The organism is Streptomyces sp. 147326, from assembly GCF_045000215.1.
Lineage (GTDB): Bacteria > Actinomycetota > Actinomycetes > Streptomycetales > Streptomycetaceae > Streptomyces.
In genome coordinates this window covers 2,817,179-2,836,176 of the sequence record NZ_CP134201.1, presented here as the reverse complement: position 1 = coordinate 2,836,176, position 18,998 = coordinate 2,817,179, and the positions used below count along the sequence as shown (strand labels likewise).

Below are 18,998 nucleotides of genomic sequence, written 5' to 3'. Positions count from 1 at the left end.
GTTCCTGCCCGCCGCGTTAGCCTGGGTCCGCAGACTCCAGCCAGCGGACATACAGAGGGGCAGACGCAACACGTGCGCATCGCCAGGTTCTCGATCGACGGCAATGTCGCGTTCGGCGCGGTCGAGGGCAGCACCGCCCCCGGCGACGAAGCGACGCTCGTGCTCGACATCATCAAGGGCATCCCGTTCGCGGACTTCGAGCTCTCGGGCACGAAGGTCCCGCTGAGCAAGGTCCGGCTGCTGCCGCCCGTGCTCCCGAACAAGGTCGTGGCCATCGGCCGCAACTACGCGGAGCACGCGGCGGAGCTCGGCAACGCCATCTTTGACGATCAGGGCCGTCCGGACGCCCCCATCACCTTCTTCAAGCCCTCCACCTCGGTGGTCGGCCCGGGCGACCCCATCACGTACCCCTCCTTCTCCCAGGACGTCCACCACGAGGCGGAGCTCGCCGTGGTCATCGGACGCATGTGCCGCGAGGTCCCCAGGGAGCGCGTCAAGGACGTGATCCTCGGCTACACCTGCGCCAACGACGTCACCGCGCGCGACGTACAGCAGCGGGAGAAGCAGTGGGCCCGGGCCAAGGGCTTCGACAGCGCCTGCCCCCTCGGCCCCTGGATCGAGACCGACCTGGACCCGGGCGACCTGACCATCCAGTGCACCGTCAACGGCGAACAGCGCCAGCTCGGCCGCACCAGCGACATGGTCCGCTCCATCGAAGACCTCGTCGTCCACATCACCGAGGCCATGACGCTGCTCCCGGGCGACGTCATCCTCACGGGGACCCCGGCCGGAGTCGGCCCCCTGAACGTCGGCGACGAGGTCGCCGTCACCATCGAAGGCATCGGCACTCTCACCAACAAGGTGATCAAGCGTGGTTAACGGACCTGTCCGCGTACGTTTCTGTCCCTCCCCGACCGGCAACCCCCACGTGGGCCTGGTCCGCACCGCCCTGTTCAACTGGGCGTTCGCCCGCCACCACGGCGGCACGTTCGTCTTCCGCATCGAGGACACCGACGCGGCCCGCGACTCCGAGGAGTCCTACGACCAGCTGCTCGCCTCGCTGCGCTGGCTCGGCTTCACCTGGGACGAGGGCCCCGAGGTCGGCGGCCCGCACGCCCCGTACCGCCAGTCCGAGCGCATGGACATCTACAAGGACGTCGCGAAGAGGCTGCTCGACGGCGGCTACGCGTACCACTGCTACTGCACCACCGAGGAGCTCGACGCGCGCCGCGCGGCCGCCCGCGCGGCCGGCAAGCCCTCCGGCTACGACGGCCACTGCCGCGAGCTCACCACCGTGCAGGTCGAGGCGTACCAGGGCGAGCACCGCCCGGCGATCGTCCGCTTCCGGATGCCCGACGAGCCGATCACCTTCACCGACCTGGTCCGCGGCGAGCTGACCTTCACCCCGGAGAACGTGCCGGACTTCGGCATCGTCCGGGCCAACGGCGCCCCGCTCTACACGCTGGTCAACCCCGTCGACGACGCGCTGATGGAGATCACGCACGTCCTGCGCGGCGAGGACCTCCTCTCCTCGACCCCCCGCCAGATCGCCCTCTACAAGGCGCTGATCGAGCTGGGCGTCGCCAAGTCCACCCCCGCGTTCGGCCACCTGCCGTACGTGATGGGCGAGGGCAACAAGAAGCTCTCCAAGCGCGACCCCGAGGCCTCGCTCAACCTGTACCGCGAGCGCGGCTTCCTCCCCGAGGGCCTGCTGAACTACCTCTCGCTCCTCGGCTGGTCCTTCTCCAAGGACCAGGACGTCTTCTCGATCGAGGAGATGGTCCAGAAGTTCGACATCGACGGCGTGAACGCCAACCCGGCGCGCTTCGACCTGAAGAAGGCCGAGTCGATCAACGGCGACCACATCCGCCTGCTCGACCCGAAGGCCTTCGCGGACGCCTGCGCCCCGTGGCTGCAGGCCCCGCACGCCAACTGGGCGCCCGAGGACTTCGACGCCGAGGCCTGGGAGCGCATCGCCCCGTACGCCCAGACCCGCGTCACCGTCCTGTCGGACATCACGGCCAACGTCGACTTCCTCTTCCTGAAGGAGCCGGTCGAGGACCAGGCCTCGTGGGACAAGGCGATGAAGGGCGAGCCGGCGGCCCTCCTGACGACGGCGCGCGAGAACCTGGCGAACGCCGACTGGTCGGACCCCGAGTCCCTCAAGCAGGCCGTCCTGACCGCCGGCGAGGCCCACGGCCTCAAGCTCGGCAAGGCCCAGGCCCCGGTCCGCGTGGCCGTCACCGGCCGCACGGTCGGCCTGCCGCTCTTCGAGTCCCTGGAGATCCTGGGCAAGGACCGCTCCCTGGCCCGGATCGACGCGACGCTGGCCAAGCTGGCCGCGTAGCTCTCGATGTACGTCCCGCAGGGGGCGGTGACCGGAAGCCCGGTCACCGCCCCCTGCGGCGTTGTCGGAGGCGGGCCCTAGGCTCTCGGGGAGAACGATCACCGCTCGCTCCCGCACTCCGGAGGCCCCCGTGCCGATGACCCCGCCCGACTACGCCTGGCACTTCACTCCGGGCGCCGCCTTCGCCTACGAGGACGGCATGACGGGGACCCTCGCCCCGGTCGTCATCGGCGACGTGACCCTGCCCACGGGCCGGGTCGTCGCCTGCGACCCCTTCGTCTGCCTCGGGCAGGACGAAGTCGAGCCGTTCAGCGTCGTGGTGGAACCGGGCCGGTACCGGGCGGAAGCCGCGATCGCCACGCTGGTGCGCCCCGGCGTCCCGCAGGGACCCCGCCCGCACACCCGGGTCGCCGCCGCGCGCCTGGTGATCCGCGACACCCCGACCGCGAGCTGGGAGATGGCCGTCGACGAGGGCCAGGACCCCGCCGCCCTCGGCGAGGACGAGTTCTACGGCTACGGCGTGGACGCCGGCACCGGTTGTTTCTACGACGCCGCCGCCGACGGCTCCTTCCCCGGCACCGAGGACGAGGAGGGGGCGGTGTGGGCCGCCATGGAGACGGTCGGCGACGGCCCGGCCGTCTTCCTGGCCGAGGGAGAGGACGGTCACACCCTCGCCGGCTTCACCTCCGGGTGGGGCGACGGCTGCTACCCGACCTGGATCGGGCGCGACACCGAGGGCCGGGTCACCTGTTTCGTGACGGACTTCCTGGTCGTGCCCACGGCGCTGGTGCCCGCGGCGTAGGCTCGGCCCCATGCCGATCCGCGCCGTGCTGTGGGACATCGACGACACCCTCTTCGACTACACGGGGGCCGATGCCGCCGGGCTCGCGCGGCAGCTGGAGACCGAGGGGCTCGCGGACCGGTACGGGACCCCCGCGCAGGCGCTCGCGCTGTGGCGGGAGATCACCGACCGGCACTGGGCCCGGTTCGCCGCGGGTGAGGGAACGTTCCAGGGGCAGCGGCAGGACCGGGTGCGGGAGTTCCTGGAGCGGCCCGAGATGACGGCGGACGAGGCCGACGCCTGGTTCGACCGGTACGTGGAGCACTACAAGACCGCCTGGGCCGTCTTCCCCGACGTGGTGCCCGCCCTCGACGCCCTCGCGGCCGACTACCGGCACGGGGTGCTCTCCAACTCCTCCACCGTCAACCAGGACCCCAAGCTGCGCCACCTCGGACTGCGCGACCGCTTCGAGGTGCTGGTCTGCGCCGTCGAACTCGGGGTCAGCAAGCCCGATGCGGAGGCCTTCCTGGCCGCGTGCGAGGCCCTCGGGCTGCCGCCGGGCGAGGTTGCGTACGTGGGTGACCAGCCGGAGATCGACGCCCGGGGAGCCCGTGACGCGGGAATGCTGCCCATCTGGCTGGACCGTACCGGCGGCCGTGGCCCCGGTCCCGACGGCGCGCACCGCATCGAAGGCCTTGACCAGCTCCCGGAGCTGCTGGCAGGGGATACCCGTTTTGGAGCACGGTCAGGCATCCGGTAATGTTCTTTCTGCGCCGCCGGAGCGGGCCGAAAGGCCGGACGGAGGCGCCACCCAAAGAAAAAGCCCCGCAAGGGGTTGACTTTTGGTGGGGTATAGTGTAATTGGCAACACGAGGGTTTCTGGTTCCCTTATTCTAGGTTCGAGTCCTGGTACCCCAGCGCAGTGCAGCAGTAACGCAGTGCTTTGCCCCCGTTGTGTAGCGGCCTAGCACGCCGCCCTCTCAAGGCGGTAGCGCCGGTTCGAATCCGGTCGGGGGTACAGATCCTTCCCGCGAGATCTCCTGGGTCGCACCCGGACGTCTCGAAGCAGGATCGCTAGGGCCCCCGTTGTGTAGCGGCCTAGCACGCCGCCCTCTCAAGGCGGTAGCGCCGGTTCGAATCCGGTCGGGGGTACTGTTGGTCTGGTCTAGACCACTTTGGGCTATAGTGTAATTGGCAACACGAGGGTTTCTGGTTCCCTTATTCTAGGTTCGAGTCCTGGTAGCCCAGCGCAGTAACAGCAACACCAGCTAGCCCCCGTTGTGTAGCGGCCTAGCACGCCGCCCTCTCAAGGCGGTAGCGCCGGTTCGAATCCGGTCGGGGGTACGCATCGAAGAGGCCCTCCGCGTTCATCGCGGAGGGCCTCTTCTTTTTTGGCTTTGGTGGAACGCCTGCCGTAACCCGACCCTGGTTGAGATGATCAGCGGAGCGGCGGACTCCGAGAGTGCGGGGCGGGGATTGAGTAACTTCCATGAGGTCGCCAGGTTGCGTGCCAATGAGACACAAGTGCTGACGCAGGGCGGCCTGCTGCTCGGCGCGGTGTATTTGGCGGGATATGTCGTGGAGTGCAAGCTGAAGCACCTGCTTCACCTCAAGGGCATCAGATTCCCGCGGGGCGGCAGCGAAGGGCACAACCTCCGCGGGCTGTGGTTGGCGGCGGGGTTCCCCGCCGCCCGAGGTCATGCAGCGCTCTTCCTGGACCACTGGGGTACGGAGCTGCGCTACGAGACCGAGCTACCCAAAGGAGTCGACCCCCACGACCTGCTGGCCGGCGGGCGTGAGCTGGCACAGTGGGTCACGACACGCATCCGGCAGGCAGGGTCGAACCGGTTCAGGAGCCGAGGCGTCCGATGACGAAGGAGAAAGCAGCCCGTATGTCCGACAGGGAAGTGATCGAGGAACTCCGGGAAGCGATCCTGTCCGTCCTTCCTTCTGCTGAGGTCGCCATTGTGGTCGACCCCGGCGGGATGGTGGTCCGGGCAGTCTCGGAGGACTTCGGCCCTGCGGATGAGGCGGCCCGTCGCCAACTGATCCTCCCCGCAGTTTCATCCGACGTTGCCGGGCGGGTCCACACCTGGGAACTGCTGACACCGTCCGAGGCTCAGTGGTTCGGGGACCTGTCCGACAATCAGAGCGGGGTGCCGGGCTGGCAGGAAGCGTTCGACCGGGCTATGAGCGGGGAGCCTGCCGAGATCACCTTCGCCAGCGATCTCGACGAGGAGCTCGAGTCCGCGCCAGTCGTCACGTTCTACAGTTTGAAGGGCGGGGTCGGGCGCAGCACGGCCCTCGCTTCTGTGGCGAGGAGGCTGAGCAGCGAGCACAGCCTGAAGGTCGTCTGCATCGACATGGATCTGGAGGCCCCAGGTCTTGATTCGCTGTTCGGTATCGAGAGCCGAGTCGAGTCGGACCAAGGCGCGGTGTCCGCCCTGCTGCAGTACGAGTTCGAAGCCGACTGCCAGGTTCTGGACCACATCATCCCGGTGGATGACTCAGGCCGTCTCTACTGCATGCCGGCAGGGCGGCTCGACGGTCACTACGCGGCACAGCTCCGGTCTCTGGAGCCGGAGATTTGGTATCGAGAGCGGGTCAACGCGCTCCACAGACTGATCGATGACGTGCGTGCTTCGAACTTGCGTCCCGACGTCATCCTCATTGACTCCCGCACCGGCGTCAGCCCGGTGGCGGCACCTCTGCTGTTCGATGCCTCCGACATGGCGATCGTCTGCTTCCATCCCCACGGCCAAGCGCGAACGGGGACCGAACTACTCACTCGTGCCCTCCTGCGGGCGACCACGAGGCGTCGGTCACCCCGCGCGCTCACGCCTGAACCGCGCTTCGTCGTCTCGCCGATGCCTCCCGGCATCAGCGCCACGCGACTGGCGGAGCGGGCAAAGACGTGGGTGGAAGGCTGGCTTGAGCCGCTCGTGTCGGTGCGGGGTGAGGCGCCGGCCCTGAGTCCTGAAGAGATCACCCACGTCGTGCCGTACAACCCCGACGTCGCCTTCTCGGACACAGTGGCCACGACCAAGGGTCAGCTGGCCCCATATGCCCGGATCGCCGACTGGATCCTTCAAATCATCCCTGAGCCGGCGACAGATCGCGCACAGCACCGCCAGCCGTCCGGACGGAAGGCCCTGGCGCTGCAGCAGCTGTCATTCTCGACGGGAACGGCGGAATCACTCGACAGCGAAGAGTTCCTGCAGGACTACGTCGTCACGCGGCAGGTGAACGAGACGGCAGACCCGGAGATCCCCCTCATCCTGGGCCGAAAGGGGACCGGGAAAACCGCTCTCTTCCGATGGCTCGCCGCCGGTCGGGTCGATGGCTGGACGCCCGTCCTGGTAACGACGCCGCAGCTGAGGGAGCGGCCGGACTGGTCGTTCAGTCCCGAGAGCTACAAAGCGGTCGACACCGTCCTGCAGGCCGAGGGGCTCGACTGGGGCAGCTTCTGGCAGGTCCTCGTCGCCCTCGCGATTCATCGCACCGAACCGCAGCCCGGGCTCGGAGTGCCGCACGCGGCGATGGAGAAGATCGACGACGGAGAGCTTGCGGCTGTGAAGGCCGTCTCGGAGGTCCTGAAGGACCCGATGGGGCCGTTGGAATGCGCCGAATGGCTACGCAAGATCGAATCCGTGGAAGGCCCCGGTCTGCTGCTTCTGTTCGACGGCCTGGATACGGCCTTCGGCCATTCCGTCGATGCGCGGAGCCGGCGCGCGTCGGCGATCTCGGGGTTGCTGACCAAGCAGGCTGATCTCGCTCCACGTCTCCAGCGGGTGCGTTTCAAGATCCTCGTCCGGCAGGACATCTGGCAGGCGCTGCGGTTCGAGAACAAGAGTCACTTCTTCGGCCTTTCGAAGCGACTCCAGTGGGAGGAGCGCGAGGAGTACTTCAAGGTGGTACTCAAGCGCGCCATCAGGGCAGCCCCCTTCAAGGAGGGCCTCGCGGACATCGATGCCGGTCTCGTGGCCGTGGACGTCGCGTCTTGGAGCCCGAAGCAGGTGACGGTTGCTTGGAACGCTCTCGTCGGAGAGCGCATGCGTGGCGAACGAACGGCGTTCACGGCCAACTGGGTTTGGAACCGGTTGGCGGACGGCAACGGAGACCACTCCCCGCGTGCCCTGCTGCAGCTGTTCGCGGCTGCCCTGGACTGGGAACGGGACGAAGAGAAGCGCAGCGGGTACGAAAGGTCGATTCTGCGGCCGAGGAGTCTTGCCCTTAGCCTCGAGCAGGTGAGTGACCGCGCCTTGTCCGCTCTGCTGGACGAGGAGTTCCAAGAGCTGCAGGCGGTGGCTTCGGTCCTGAGGGATTACGGGCGCACACCCGTCGGGGAGGAACACTTGGAGGGGAACCTGCCTGACACTCAGGAGGATCTCATCGGTTTGGCGCAGGAAGTGGGTCTGATCGCTCCCATGGAGAGCGACGGATCGTCGCGGTTGTTCAAAGTGCCCGACCTCTACCGCTGGGCGCTCAGCGTGACGAGGCGAGGACCGATCTGATCGTTTCGGAAGCCTTCCGCGTGCTCGCGGAAGGCTTTTCTGCATCCTCGGGGAGCGCCGGCGAGGTCTGGGGCCGCAGGGGCGCTGTACAAGGGCGGCCAAGCGGCCGCACAGAACTCTGTAAATGCGAGAGGGCCGGAGCACCACTGTGGACGGTTGCGGCGTCGTGGTGCCCCGGCCCCGGTGGGCGGGTGAGGTCGGGGAAGTGTGAGGGTCAGGCTCAGCCGGAGCGGCGCAGGGCCTCCGTGAGGCGGGCGGCCGCGTCGATGACGGCCTGGGCGTGCATCCGGCCCGGGTGGCGGGTCAGCCGCTCGATCGGCCCGGAGACCGACACGGAGGCCACCACGCGGTTCGACGGCCCGCGCACCGGCGCCGAGACGGAGGCCACGCCGGGCTCCCGCTCGCCGATCGACTGCGCCCAGCCCCGGCGCCGTACGCCCGAGAGGGCCGTCGCCGTGAAGCGCGCGCCCTGAAGCCCGCGGTGGAGCCGCTCGGGCTCCTCCCAGGCCATCAGGATCTGCGCCGCCGAGCCGGCCTTCATCGGGAGCGTCGAGCCCACCGGGACGGTGTCCCGGAGGCCCGACAGCCGCTCCGCGGCCGCCACGCAGATGCGCATGTCTCCCTGACGGCGGTAGAGCTGCGCGCTCTCGCCCGTCACGTCACGGAGGTGGGTGAGTACCGGTCCCGCCGTGGCCAGCAGGCGGTCCTCGCCGGCCGCGGCGGCGAGCTCCGCCAGCCGCGGACCGAGGATGAACCGGCCCTGCATGTCCCTCGCCACCATCCGGTGGTGTTCCAGTGCCACGGCAAGGCGATGTGCCGTGGGTCGTGCGAGCCCTGTCGCCGCGACCAGCCCGGCGAGGGTGGCCGGACCGGACTCCAGTGCGCTCAGTACCAGAGCTGCCTTGTCGAGAACGCCGACGCCGCTAGAGTTGTCCATGAAACGATATTCGCGTCTCACACTGTGAAACGCAAGTTCAATTTTTCCAAGAACCAGCGAGTCTGTATGTGCGGGTCCACGAACCACTGGGTCCGAGCCGTCGTCCAGGACGTGGGGTACGGACGATGCGGCGCACAAGATCTCTATGAAGCGCCGGCACAACCGGCCGGCCGGAGGGAAAGCGATGGGTAGGACACTCGCGGAGAAGGTCTGGGACGACCATGTCGTCCGGCGCGCCGAAGGCGAGCCCGACCTCCTCTTCATTGATCTGCACCTGCTGCACGAGGTGACCAGCCCGCAGGCCTTCGAGGGCCTGCGTCAGGCCGGCCGCAAGGTCCGACGCCTCGACCTCACCATCGCGACCGAGGACCACAACACCCCCACCCTCGACATCGACAAGCCGATCGCGGACCCGGTCTCCCGGGCCCAGCTGGAGACGCTGCGCAATAACTGCGCCGAGTTCGGCGTCCGCCTGCACTCGCTGGGCGACGTCGAGCAGGGAGTCGTCCACGTGGTGGGACCGCAGCTGGGTCTGACCCAGCCCGGCACCACCGTGGTCTGCGGCGACTCGCACACCTCCACGCACGGCGCCTTCGGCGCGCTGGCCTTCGGCATCGGCACGAGCCAGGTCGAGCACGTGCTGGCGACGCAGACGCTGCCGCTGGCCCGCCCGAAGACGATGGCGATCACCGTCACCGGCGCGCTGGCCGAGGGTGTCACCGCGAAGGACCTGATCCTGGCGATCATCGCCAAGATCGGCACCGGCGGCGGCCAAGGCTACATCCTGGAGTACCGCGGCGAGGCCGTCGAGCAGCTCTCGATGGAAGCCCGCATGACCATCTGCAACATGTCGATCGAGGCCGGCGCCCGCGCGGGCATGATCGCCCCCGACCAGACCACCTTCGACTACCTGCAGGGCCGCGACCACGCCCCCGAGGGCGAGGACTGGGACGCGGCCGTCGCGTACTGGAAGACGCTGCGCACCGACGACGACGCGGTCTTCGACGCGGAGGTCGTCATCGACGGCACCACGCTGTCCCCGTTCGTCACCTGGGGCACCAACCCGGGCCAGGGCGCGCCGCTGTCGGCCGACGTCCCCGACCCGGCTTCGTACGAGGACGCTTCGGAGCGCCACGCCGCCGAAAAGGCCCTGGAGTACATGGGGTTGACCGCCGGACAGCCGCTGCGCGACATCAAGGTCGACACCGTCTTCGTAGGTTCCTGCACCAACGGCCGCATCGAGGACCTGCGCGCCGTGGCCGGGATCATCGAGGGCCGCAAAGTCGCCGACGGCGTACGGATGCTGGTCGTCCCGGGCTCGGTCCGCGTCGCCCTGCAGGCCGTGGAAGAGGGCCTGGACAAGGTCTTCAAGGAGGCCGGCGCCGAATGGCGGCACGCGGGCTGTTCGATGTGTCTGGGCATGAACCCCGACCAACTGGCGCCCGGTGAGCGCTCCGCGTCCACCTCCAACCGCAACTTCGAGGGCCGGCAGGGCAAGGGCGGGCGCACCCACCTGGTCTCCCCGCAGGTGGCCGCCGCCACCGCGGTGCTGGGCCATCTGGCCTCGCCCGCCGACCTGTCCGCCGCCGACGCGACCGCCGGAGTCTGAACCATGGAAGCCTTCACCACCCACACCGGCCGGGCCGTCCCGCTGCGCCGCAGCAATGTCGACACCGACCAGATCATCCCGGCCCACTGGCTGAAGAAGATCACCCGTGACGGGTTCGAGGACGGGCTCTTCGAGGCCTGGCGCAAGGACCCGGAGTTCGTCACGAACCGCCCGGAGCGCGCCGGCGCGACCGTGCTGGTCGCCGGCCCCGACTTCGGTACCGGTTCCTCGCGCGAGCACGCCGTCTGGGCCCTGCAGAACTTCGGCTTCAAGACGGTCATCTCCTCCCGCTTCGCCGACATCTTCCGCGGGAACTCGCTGAAGAACGGTCTGCTGACGGTCGTGCTCCCGCAGGAGACCGTCGAGCGGCTGTGGAAGCTGACCGAGGCCGACCCCACCGCCGAGATCACGGTCGACCTGGTCGACCGCCAGGTGCGAGCGGAAGGCGTCGTCGCGGAGTTCGAACTCGACGACAACGCCCGCTGGCGTCTGCTGGAGGGTCTGGACGACATCTCGCTCACCCTTCAGAACGAAGGGGACATCGCTTCGTACGAAAGCGCCCGCCCGGCCTTCAAGCCGCGCACGATTCGGGCCTGATTCCTGCCTGATCAGCGCTTATTCACCCCCGGGTGATCACATCGGCAACACTGTGCCCCCCGCCTTCCGGCGGGGGGCACAGCCGTTTGTTGAGGCCCCGTGAGGCGACAACTCGCCCCAGATGGCACAATCTGTGCATGGAACGCGACAGTCAACTCGAGCTCTACGAACTCGTCGCGGACCGGCTGAAAGAAGCACACACACGGGTGCGCTCACTGCAAGTCCCGGAGGGCGTAAGGATGGCGCTGTCCCGGAAGCTGTTGGTCGTCACGGCCGCGGCGAAGCACGATCTCGCCGATGCGGCAAGGCGCCTGGACAGGTTGATGAAGGACCTCGACGAGGGTCGATTCCCTGAAGGCGACTGATGCGAAGGAACTCCGTAACGGCCTCCAGCGTTGCGGCACTAGGGTGATTAGCCCGTTTCGTGTTTGATTTGCGGTATATATCCGCCTAACGTGCGAAATAAGCTTGAACACATTCGTTCTGGCGAAGTCTCCGAAGGGGAAGACGTGAACAAGGCGCAGCTCGTAGAAGCGATTGCCGACAAGCTGGGCGGCCGCCAGCAGGCCGCGGATGCTGTCGACGCGGTACTGGACGCGATCGTCCGCGCTACCGTCGCGGGCGACCGGGTCTCGGTCACGGGCTTCGGCTCGTTCGAGAAGGTCGACCGTCCGGCCCGTTACGCCCGCAACCCGCAGACGGGAGAGCGCGTCCGGGTCAAGAAGACCTCCGTGCCCCGATTCCGCGCCGGCCAGGGCTTCAAGGACCTGGTCAGCGGCACCAAGAAGCTGCCCAAGGGCGGCGAGGTGTCGGTGAAGAAGGCGCCCAAGGGCAGCCTCACCGGTGGCGCCTCCGCGACGGTGAAGAAGGCCGCCGCGAAGAAGGCCACCACCGCCAAGAAGGCCGCGGCGAAGACCGCGGTCGCGAAGAAGGTCGCCGCCAAGAAGACCACCGCGACCGCCAAGAAGGCGGCGGTGAAGAGCACGGCCACGACGAAGAAGGCCACGGCCACCGCCAAGAAGGCGACCGCCACCGCCAAGAAGACCACGGCCACGGCGAAGAAGACCACCGCCGCCGCGAAGAAGACCGCCCCGGCGGCCAAGAAGGTCACCGCCGCGACGAAGGCGCCCGCCAAGAAGACGGCGACGCGCAAGGCCACCGCGAAGAAGACCACGGCCCGCAAGAAGTAGGGATACGGGTCACACACGCCGGGCCGGCTTCCCCCTGCTGGGGAAGCCGGCCCGCGGTGCGTTCAGTCGCAGGTCAGAGGGTCAGAGGGGCAGGGTCAGAAGGTCTGCAGCGTCACCAGGGTGATCCGCAGGCCGGCGCCCTCGCCGTCCGTCTCGATCCGGACCCTCTGCCCGGGCCGCAGCAGCCGCAGGCCGCCCGCGTCGAAGGCCGGGGCCTCGAAGGGCACCGGAGTGCCGTCGTCCAGCAGCACACTGCCGCTGCGGGTCTGGGAGTCGTACGTGTACGCGGTGGCCTGCATACCGGCACTGTATCGGGCCGTGTGACGCCCCACACCGAGGGCGAGCGCGGTCCGCAGATCCGCCGCGGTGTCCACGTCCCGGCGCACGCTGTCCACGCCCGCCAGGGCGATTTCCACCGCCCCCGAGGCCGAATGCCTGGCCCGTGACGGCCCGCCGAAGGAGGGGGCCAATTCCACGTCCGGCGCAGCGGAAAGCAAGGTCGTCCCGATTCCGGCCGCATCCGCCAGAAATGCCCGTGGAAATGCCGAGGCTTTTTCGAGCACGCGTAGCAATTCGGGCGGCCGCAGCGCCGGCAGGTCGGCGTTCATCGCGGCCACCGCGGCACCGGGCCGCCCCCCCCGCACCGCCCGCGCCCCGTGGGCCAGCGCCGCGTTGAGTCCGGCCGCCGGGGCGTCCGGCACGATCCGCGCGCCCAGCCGGGACAGTTCCGCACCGGCCGCCGCGTCGTCCGTGACGACCACCACATCCGCGACCGCCGCGCAGGCCAGGGCCCCCGCGACGGTGTCCTGGGCGAAGGCCAGCGCGAGCCCCGGACGGGAGGCGCCCACGGCCGCCGCGAGACGGCTCTTGGCCACCGCCAGAGGCTTCAGCGGGACCACCAGACTCCAGACGGCGTTCGTGACGGACCCCTTCCCTCCGGTGCGCTCCGGCCCCTCCCCGGACCATGGTCGGGTCATGGCCGGGTCATGTGTCGGCTCATTGTCACCTCCGCCCGGGCGACCCGGGAGCCCGGTGGCGTGAGCGGGGCGTACGGTGTTCTCGACAGAGACCGGGCCCGGGGCGACACTTGTCCGGCCGACGAGGTGCCCAAGCTCCCCCAGCCACCGCTGGGAGGCACCCCCAGCCACCGCTGGGAGGCACCCCCGCCCACCGGTCCAGAGGAAAGGTGTCCGAGTGTCCCGCCGCAGAATCGGCTTCTGGTACCGCCTGGCGGCGGTCATCGCAAAACCGCCGCTGGTAGTGCTCTTCAAGCGGGACTGGCGGGGAATCGAGCACATTCCGGCCGAGGGCGGATTTATCACCGCCGTCAATCACAACTCGTATCTGGACCCGCTCTCCTACGCGCACTTCCAGTACAACACCGGCCGCGTACCCCGATTGCTCGCGAAGGCCGCCCTCTTCAAGGTCCCTATTGTCGGGTCGATCCTGCGCGGCTCCGGCCAGATCCCCGTCTACCGGGAGAGCACCAACGCCCTGGACGCATTCCGGGCCGCGGTGGACGCGATCGAGCGCGGCGAATGCGTGGCCTTTTACCCGGAAGGCACCCTCACCCGGGACCCCGACATGTGGCCCATGGCCGGCAAGACCGGCGCCGCCCGCGTCGCCCTGATCACCAAGGCGCCCGTCATCCCGGTGGCCCAGTGGGGTGCGAACCTCGCGATGCCGCCGTACGCCAAGGAGAACAAGGTCCGGCTCTTCCCCCGCAAGACCCTCCAGGTGCTCGCCGGACCGCCGGTGGACCTCTCCGCCTTCTACGACCGGGATCCCACTCCGGACGTGCTCAAGCAGGCCACCGAGGTCATCATGGCCGCCATCACCGGGCTGCTGGAGGAGGTGCGGGGAGAGACCGCGCCCGAGCAGCCGTACGACCATCGCAACGCCAGGGCGGAACAGCGGCACAAGGCCGCAGGGGAGGGCAAGAAGTGACACGTCCCGTGAAGGCGACCGTCTTCGGAACAGGCTCCTGGGGCACGGCCTTCGCCATCGTGCTGGCCGACGCCGGATGCGAGGTGACCCTCTGGGGCCGCCGCCAGGAGGTGGTCGACGCCATCAACACCGGCCGGACCAACCCGGACTACTTCCCCGACGTCGAACTCCCCGCGAACCTCCGGGCCACCACCGACCCGGCCGAGGCCGCGGCCGGCGCCGACTTCACCGTCCTCGCCATCCCCTCCCAGACCCTGCGCGACAACCTCGCCGCGTGGGCCCCGCTGCTGGCCCCCGACACGGTGCTCGTCTCCCTCATGAAGGGCATCGAACTCGGCACCGCCAAGCGGATGAGCGAGGTCATCGAGGAGGTGGCCAAGGTCCCCGCCGAGCGCATCGCCGTGGTCACCGGCCCCAACCTGGCCGCCGAGATCGCCGCCCGCCAGCCCGCCGCCTCCGTCGTCGCCTGCGTGGACGAGACCGTGGCGCAGCGCCTCCAGGCCGCCTGCCACACCGCGTACTTCCGCCCGTACACGAGCACCGACGTCACCGGCTGCGAGCTCGGCGGCGCCGTCAAGAACGTCATCGGCCTCGCCGTCGGCATCGCGGACGGCATGGGCCTGGGCGACAACACCAAGGGCTCGCTCATCACCCGCGGACTCGCCGAAGCCACCCGGCTGGGCGTCGCGATGGGCGCCGACCCGCTCACCTTCTCCGGCCTCGCGGGCCTCGGCGACCTGGTCGCCACCTGCTCCTCGCCGCTCTCCCGGAACCACACCTTCGGCACCAACCTCGGCCGCGGGATGACCCTGGAGGAGACCATCGCGGTCACCAAGCAGACCGCGGAGGGCGTCAAGTCCTGCCAGTCGGTGGCCGATCTGGCCCGACGGCACGGGGTCGACATGCCCATCACCGACACCGTGGTGGACATCGTCCACCACGGCAAGCCGACCCTGGTCGCGCTGAAGGAACTGATGGGCCGCAGCGCCAAACCGGAACGTCGCTGACTCCATTCCGGACGCATGAGCGGGTACTCTCGTGGCGATATGAGCAGCGAGAACCTCCCCCAGACCCCTGAGCAGCAGGGCCGCAAGCCCCGCGTGGCCGTCGTGTTCGGCGGCCGCAGCTCGGAACACGCCATCTCGGTCGTCACGGCGGGCGCCGTGCTGCGCTCCATCGACCGGTCCAAGTACGAGGTGCTGCCCATCGGCATCACCACGGACGGCCGATGGGCGCTGACCGCCGACGAGCCCGAGCGGATGGCCATCGCCGACCGCCGGCTCCCGAGCGTCGAGGAGCTCGCCGACTCCGAGGACGGCGCCGTCGTGCTCTCGGTCGACCCCGCGAGCCGCCAGGTCGTCTACACCGAGCCGGGCGCCGTCCCGAAGGCCCTCGGCGAGGTCGACGTCGTCTTCCCCGTCCTGCACGGCCCGTACGGCGAGGACGGCACCCTCCAGGGCCTCCTGGAGCTGTCCGGCATCCCGTACGTCGGTTCGGGCGTCCTCGCCTCGGCCGTCGGCCAGGACAAGGACTACATGAAGCGGGTGTTCACCTCCTTCGGGCTGAGCGTCGGCCCGTACGTGACCATCCGCCCGCGCGAGTGGGAAGGCGACCGGGAGGCCGCCAGGACGAAGATCCTCGACTTCGCCGCCGAGCACGGCTGGCCGCTGTTCGTCAAGCCCGCCCGGGCCGGCTCCTCCATCGGCATCACCAAGGTCGACGACGTCTCCGGCCTGGACGCCGCGGTCAAGGAGGCCCGGCGCCACGACCCGAAGATCATCGTGGAGGCGCTGCTGCGCGGCCGCGAGATCGAGTGCGGGGTCCTGGAGTTCGAGGACGGGCCGCGCGCCAGCGTGCCCGCCGAGATCCCGCCGGTCTCCAGCCACGACTTCTACGACTTCGAGGCGAAGTACATCGACTCCGCCTCCGGGATCGTGCCCGCCCCGCTCACCCCGGAGCAGACCGCCGAGGTGCAGCGGCTCGCGATCGAGGCCTTCGAGGCCGCGTCCTGCGAGGGCCTGGTGCGCGCCGACTTCTTCCTCACCGAGGACGGCACCTTCGTCATCAACGAGATCAACACGATGCCGGGCTTCACGCCGATCTCCATGTACCCGCTGATGTGGCAGAAGACGGGCGTCGCGTACCCGGAGCTGGTCGACCGCCTGATCCAGGCCGCCCTGAGCCGCTCCACCGGACTGCGCTAGACCGGACCGCGACAGAGCAGCGACCGCCCGCCGGGATGCCCGGCGGGCGGTCGCTGTGAGTCGGAGCGGTCCTCCCGCCGGGGGCGGGGGAGCGATCAGTACGAGGAGAAGCCCACGGGCACCGTCTTGGCGATCGCCGCGGACAGCCCGACCAGCATCCCCGCGTCCGTGGCATGCTCCTTGTCGACCAGGACCTCCGTGTACGCCTTCCTCATCCCGGAGACGAAACGGAACCCCCCGTCGGATCGCTTGTCCAGCAGCCAGGCGACGTCGTTGACGTGGACGCCCTCCTGCTTCTCGTCCAGCATCTCGGGGGGCTTGGGGACACCGCACCGCAGTACGATCGCCGAGCCGCCCCACGCGGCCGTCAGAGCGGACTCCGGTTCGACCCGGGTCCGCTCCAGGCCGGCCACCGTCTCCGGAAGCTCCTCGTGCAGTGCTGCACAGAGCTCACCGATGGCGGCGGGCGGCGTGGGCGGCGGATCCACCCGGGCCTGGGAACCGCCCGGTGAGCACGCCGCGAGGCCCAGCAGGGCCAGCGCGGCGGGCAGGGCCAGGACACGGAGGGGCCGGCGGTGAGAGGTCATCACCGGCTCAAGAGTAGACGGGGGCTACAGATGGACCACCGGGCAGGTCAAGGTGCGGGTGATCCCCTCCACCTGCTGGACCTTGGCCACGACCATGCGGCCGAGGTCGTCCACGGTGTCGGCCTGGGCGCGCACGATCACGTCGTACGGGCCCGTCACGTCCTCGGCCTGGATCACCCCCGGGATCTGGCCGATGGACTCGGCGACGAACGACGCCTTGCCCACCTCGGTCTGGATAAGGATGTACGCCTGTACCACGGAACCTCCAGGGCGGCCACGAGGATCATTTCCCCTAACCTTCGGGTGGGCCCCACACGAACGACGGGGCCGGGGGAAGAAGGGACGCCACGGTACCGCGTCGCCGTGCGCCGCGGGGAGACCTGCGGGCCCGGCGCCACGCACAGCGGGGCGTACGGAGAGCAGAAGTTGACGTATCTGTTGACGGTACCCAGAGCTGTGACGGCTCGCGACCGCAAGCGGACTGGGCAAGAAGGGGCACAGCGATGAAGGGCACTGTGGGCGAGCTGGGGGAGTTCGGGCTGATCAGGGAGCTCACCTCACGGCTCACCACCACCCCGGCGGTCCGGCTCGGACCGGGTGACGACGCCGCGGTGGTGTCGGCCCCCGACCGGAGGGTCGTGGCGAGCACCGACATCCTGCTCGAAGGCCGGCACTTCCGGCGCGACTGGTCCACGGCCTACGACGTCGGCCGCAAGGCCGCCGCGCAGAACCTCGCCGACATCGCCGCCATGGGCGCGGTGCCGACCGCACTGCTGCTCGGCCTCGTCGTGCCCGCCGAACTCCCGGTCACCTGGCCCACCGAGCTGATGGACGGCATCCGCGACGAGTGCCAGGTGGCCGGCGCGGCCGTGGTCGGCGGGGACGTGGTCCGTGGCGACGTCATCACCGTCGCCATCACCGCCCTCGGCGACCTGCGCAACCACGAGCCCGTGCTGCGCTCCGGAGCCCAGCCCGGCGACGTCGTCGCCGTCACCGGCTGGCTGGGCTGGTCCGCCGCCGGCTTCGCCGTGCTCTCGCGCGGCTTCCGTTCCCCCCGGGCGTTCGTGGAGGCGCACCGGCGCCCCGAGCCGCCGTACCACGCGGGCCCCGCGGCCGCCGGACTCGGCGCCACCGCCATGACCGACGTCAGCGACGGCCTGATCGCCGACCTCGGGCACATCGCCGAGGCCAGCAAGGTGCGGATCGACCTGCGCTCGGGGGCCGTCGACATTCCGACCCAGATGCACGACATCGGGCAGGCCGTCGGCGTGGACCCGCTGCAGTGGGTGCTCACCGGGGGAGAGGACCACGCGATCGTGGCGACCTTCCCGCCCGACGTGAAGCTCCCCGCCCGCTGGAAGGTCATCGGCGAGGTGCTGAACCGCTCCGCACTGCCCCAGGTGACCGTGGACGGGGCGCCCTGGACCAGCACCGGCGGCTGGGACCACTTCGGGGCCGACCCGGCCGCCCAGGACGGCGCGCTGTGAGCACCGCCCCGCCGCGGTGCCTGACCGTCGCCGGATCCGACTCCGGCGGCGGCGCGGGCATCCAGGCCGACCTCAAGACGATGCTCGCCCTCGGCGTGCACGGCATGAGCGTCGTGACCGCCGTGACCGCGCAGAACTCCCTCGGGGTGCGGGGGGCCTGGGAGCTGCCCGCCGAGGCCGTCACGGCCCAGTACCGGGCCGTGGTCGACGACATCGGCGTCCAGGCCGTGAAGACCGGGATGCTCTCCTCCGCCGTGCTGGTGGAGACGGTGGCGGCGCTGCTCGCCGGCACCCCCGCCCCGGCCGTCGTGGACCCGGTGGGCGTCTCCAAGCACGGGGACCGGCTGCTCGCCGCCTCCGCGCTGGACGCCGTACGCAAGGAGCTGCTGCCGCGGGCCACCGTGGCCACGCCCAACCTGGACGAGGTGGCGCAGCTCACGGGCGTGGTGGTGGAGACCGAGGACGACATGCGGCGGGCCGCCGACGCGATCCTCGGCCACGGGCCGCGGTGGGCGCTGATCAAGGGCGGACACCTCGCGGCGCACGGCGACGAGGCGGTGGACCTGCTCAGCGACGGGACGGAGGAGCGGTGGCTGCGCGCCCCCCGCCACGACAACCGGCACACCCACGGCACGGGCTGCACCCTCGCCAGCGCGATCGCGGCGGGCCTGGCCAGGGGCCTGGCCGTCCCGGAGGCCGTCACGGCCGCCAAGGGGTACGTCACGGGCGCCATCGCCGCCGGCTTCCCGCTCGGCGGGGGCATCGGCCCGGTGGATCACGCCTGGCAGTGGCGCTGAG

Annotated in this window: 18 protein-coding genes, 5 tRNA genes and 1 pseudogene; 20 read left to right on the top strand and 4 right to left on the bottom strand. The window is 69.8% G+C overall.

The genetic code is table 11. The features are described 5' to 3' along the window. The first annotated feature begins 72 nt into the window (after positions 1 to 72). From RIU97_RS12295 to RIU97_RS12245, 11 genes are all read left to right on the top strand, one after another. Positions 73 to 879 (top strand): fumarylacetoacetate hydrolase family protein, encoded by an 807-nt coding sequence (locus RIU97_RS12295; protein ID WP_361768359.1) that lies wholly within the window; start codon positions 73 to 75, stop codon positions 877 to 879. Further along, positions 872 to 2,347, top strand: coding sequence for a glutamate--tRNA ligase (gene gltX, locus RIU97_RS12290; RefSeq protein ID WP_404956124.1), 1,476 nt, complete (start codon positions 872 to 874; stop codon positions 2,345 to 2,347). Before RIU97_RS12295 ends, gltX begins: the two co-directional genes overlap by 8 nt. A gap of 130 nt (positions 2,348 to 2,477) precedes the next feature. Next, on the top strand, positions 2,478 to 3,149 hold the full coding sequence (locus RIU97_RS12285) for a DUF4241 domain-containing protein (protein WP_404956122.1): 672 nt from the start codon (positions 2,478 to 2,480) through the stop codon (positions 3,147 to 3,149). A gap of 10 nt (positions 3,150 to 3,159) precedes the next feature. Then, positions 3,160 to 3,888 carry an HAD family hydrolase gene (locus RIU97_RS12280; protein ID WP_404956119.1) on the top strand — a complete coding sequence of 243 codons (729 nt, stop codon included), beginning with the start codon at positions 3,160 to 3,162 and terminating at the stop codon, positions 3,886 to 3,888. 86 nt (positions 3,889 to 3,974) lie between these two features. After that, a tRNA-Gln gene (locus RIU97_RS12275) sits at positions 3,975 to 4,046 on the top strand. 27 nt (positions 4,047 to 4,073) lie between these two features. After that, positions 4,074 to 4,146 (top strand) — tRNA-Glu (locus tag RIU97_RS12270). Positions 4,147 to 4,207: 61 nt separating this feature from the next. Beyond that, a tRNA-Glu gene (locus RIU97_RS12265) sits at positions 4,208 to 4,280 on the top strand. 24 nt (positions 4,281 to 4,304) lie between these two features. Beyond that, positions 4,305 to 4,376: transfer RNA gene (locus tag RIU97_RS12260), tRNA-Gln, on the top strand. A gap of 23 nt (positions 4,377 to 4,399) precedes the next feature. Continuing rightward, a tRNA-Glu gene (locus RIU97_RS12255) sits at positions 4,400 to 4,472 on the top strand. A gap of 90 nt (positions 4,473 to 4,562) precedes the next feature. Then, on the top strand, positions 4,563 to 5,000 hold the full coding sequence (locus RIU97_RS12250) for a hypothetical protein (RefSeq protein WP_404956117.1): 438 nt from the start codon (positions 4,563 to 4,565) through the stop codon (positions 4,998 to 5,000). Continuing rightward, on the top strand, positions 4,997 to 7,642 hold the full coding sequence (locus tag RIU97_RS12245) for a tyrosine-protein kinase family protein (protein ID WP_404956115.1): 2,646 nt from the start codon (positions 4,997 to 4,999) through the stop codon (positions 7,640 to 7,642). Before RIU97_RS12250 ends, RIU97_RS12245 begins: the two co-directional genes overlap by 4 nt. 220 nt (positions 7,643 to 7,862) lie before the next feature. Here RIU97_RS12245 and ndgR read toward each other — a convergent pair whose 3' ends face one another. Beyond that, the gene (gene ndgR, locus RIU97_RS12240) at positions 7,863 to 8,579 is read right to left on the bottom strand and encodes an IclR family transcriptional regulator NdgR (protein ID WP_007266782.1); all 717 of its coding nucleotides are present in this window, start codon (positions 8,577 to 8,579) and stop codon (positions 7,863 to 7,865) included. Positions 8,580 to 8,763: 184 nt separating this feature from the next. Here ndgR and leuC point away from each other — a divergent pair, with 184 nt between their 5' ends. The 4 genes from leuC (at position 8,764) to RIU97_RS12220 (ending at position 11,975) form a co-directional block, all read left to right on the top strand. Further along, on the top strand, positions 8,764 to 10,188 hold the full coding sequence (gene leuC / locus RIU97_RS12235) for a 3-isopropylmalate dehydratase large subunit (protein WP_404956112.1): 1,425 nt from the start codon (positions 8,764 to 8,766) through the stop codon (positions 10,186 to 10,188). A 3-nt stretch (positions 10,189 to 10,191) separates the two neighbouring features. Beyond that, positions 10,192 to 10,785 carry a 3-isopropylmalate dehydratase small subunit gene (gene leuD / locus RIU97_RS12230; protein ID WP_404956110.1) on the top strand — a complete coding sequence of 198 codons (594 nt, stop codon included), beginning with the start codon at positions 10,192 to 10,194 and terminating at the stop codon, positions 10,783 to 10,785. A gap of 137 nt (positions 10,786 to 10,922) precedes the next feature. Then, positions 10,923 to 11,150, top strand: a complete 228-nt coding sequence (locus RIU97_RS12225; RefSeq protein ID WP_030009267.1) for a hypothetical protein — start codon at positions 10,923 to 10,925, stop codon at positions 11,148 to 11,150. Between the two features lie 144 nt (positions 11,151 to 11,294). Continuing rightward, positions 11,295 to 11,975 carry an HU family DNA-binding protein gene (locus tag RIU97_RS12220; protein ID WP_404956107.1) on the top strand — a complete coding sequence of 227 codons (681 nt, stop codon included), beginning with the start codon at positions 11,295 to 11,297 and terminating at the stop codon, positions 11,973 to 11,975. Positions 11,976 to 12,271: 296 nt separating this feature from the next. Here RIU97_RS12220 and cofC read toward each other — a convergent pair. Then, a pseudogene (cofC, locus tag RIU97_RS12215) lies at positions 12,272 to 12,877 on the bottom strand (2-phospho-L-lactate guanylyltransferase); the annotation flags it as partial. 292 nt (positions 12,878 to 13,169) lie between these two features. Between cofC and RIU97_RS12210 the strand changes: the two are divergent. Genes RIU97_RS12210 through RIU97_RS12200 form a run of 3 tightly spaced genes read left to right on the top strand, consistent with a single transcriptional unit; the run spans position 13,170 to position 16,126 of the window. Continuing rightward, on the top strand, positions 13,170 to 13,922 hold the full coding sequence (locus tag RIU97_RS12210; protein WP_404956105.1) for a lysophospholipid acyltransferase family protein: 753 nt from the start codon (positions 13,170 to 13,172) through the stop codon (positions 13,920 to 13,922). Next, positions 13,919 to 14,929 (top strand): NAD(P)H-dependent glycerol-3-phosphate dehydrogenase, encoded by a 1,011-nt coding sequence (locus RIU97_RS12205; protein WP_401258513.1) that lies wholly within the window; start codon positions 13,919 to 13,921, stop codon positions 14,927 to 14,929. The genes RIU97_RS12210 and RIU97_RS12205 overlap by 4 nt, the downstream gene beginning before the upstream one ends. Before the next feature lie 39 nt (positions 14,930 to 14,968). After that, positions 14,969 to 16,126 (top strand): D-alanine--D-alanine ligase family protein, encoded by a 1,158-nt coding sequence (locus RIU97_RS12200; RefSeq protein ID WP_404956103.1) that lies wholly within the window; start codon positions 14,969 to 14,971, stop codon positions 16,124 to 16,126. Positions 16,127 to 16,221: 95 nt separating this feature from the next. Here RIU97_RS12200 and RIU97_RS12195 read toward each other — a convergent pair whose 3' ends face one another. Together RIU97_RS12195 and RIU97_RS12190 are read right to left on the bottom strand one after the other, a co-directional pair. Further along, complete coding sequence (locus RIU97_RS12195; protein ID WP_404956101.1) at positions 16,222 to 16,713, bottom strand: DUF3515 domain-containing protein; 492 nt, start codon at positions 16,711 to 16,713, stop codon at positions 16,222 to 16,224. Positions 16,714 to 16,737: 24 nt separating this feature from the next. Further along, positions 16,738 to 16,971 carry an Lrp/AsnC family transcriptional regulator gene (locus RIU97_RS12190; RefSeq protein ID WP_030011290.1) on the bottom strand — a complete coding sequence of 78 codons (234 nt, stop codon included), beginning with the start codon at positions 16,969 to 16,971 and terminating at the stop codon, positions 16,738 to 16,740. Between the two features lie 245 nt (positions 16,972 to 17,216). Here RIU97_RS12190 and RIU97_RS12185 point away from each other — a divergent pair, with 245 nt between their 5' ends. Together RIU97_RS12185 and thiD are read left to right on the top strand one after the other, a co-directional pair. Beyond that, positions 17,217 to 18,200 (top strand): thiamine-phosphate kinase, encoded by a 984-nt coding sequence (locus tag RIU97_RS12185; RefSeq protein ID WP_404956098.1) that lies wholly within the window; start codon positions 17,217 to 17,219, stop codon positions 18,198 to 18,200. Continuing rightward, positions 18,197 to 18,997, top strand: coding sequence for a bifunctional hydroxymethylpyrimidine kinase/phosphomethylpyrimidine kinase (gene thiD / locus RIU97_RS12180; RefSeq protein ID WP_404956096.1), 801 nt, complete (start codon positions 18,197 to 18,199; stop codon positions 18,995 to 18,997). The genes RIU97_RS12185 and thiD overlap by 4 nt, the downstream gene beginning before the upstream one ends. Position 18,998: the final 1 nt, after the last annotated feature.

Bases quoted from the DNA above. Each gene is read 5' to 3' on its own strand.
- RIU97_RS12280 (WP_404956119.1), top strand. From the start codon at position 3,160: ATGCCGATCCGCGCCGTGCTGTGGGACATCGACGACACCCTCTTCGAC.
- RIU97_RS12250 (WP_404956117.1), top strand. From the start codon at position 4,563: ATGATCAGCGGAGCGGCGGACTCCGAGAGTGCGGGGCGGGGATTGAGT.
- RIU97_RS12245 (WP_404956115.1), top strand. From the start codon at position 4,997: ATGACGAAGGAGAAAGCAGCCCGTATGTCCGACAGGGAAGTGATCGAG.
- ndgR (WP_007266782.1), bottom strand. From the start codon at position 8,579: ATGGACAACTCTAGCGGCGTCGGCGTTCTCGACAAGGCAGCTCTGGTA.
- leuC (WP_404956112.1), top strand. From the start codon at position 8,764: ATGGGTAGGACACTCGCGGAGAAGGTCTGGGACGACCATGTCGTCCGG.
- leuD (WP_404956110.1), top strand. From the start codon at position 10,192: ATGGAAGCCTTCACCACCCACACCGGCCGGGCCGTCCCGCTGCGCCGC.
- RIU97_RS12225 (WP_030009267.1), top strand. From the start codon at position 10,923: ATGGAACGCGACAGTCAACTCGAGCTCTACGAACTCGTCGCGGACCGG.
- RIU97_RS12200 (WP_404956103.1), top strand. From the start codon at position 14,969: ATGAGCAGCGAGAACCTCCCCCAGACCCCTGAGCAGCAGGGCCGCAAG.
- RIU97_RS12195 (WP_404956101.1), bottom strand. From the start codon at position 16,713: ATGACCTCTCACCGCCGGCCCCTCCGTGTCCTGGCCCTGCCCGCCGCG.
- RIU97_RS12185 (WP_404956098.1), top strand. From the start codon at position 17,217: ATGAAGGGCACTGTGGGCGAGCTGGGGGAGTTCGGGCTGATCAGGGAG.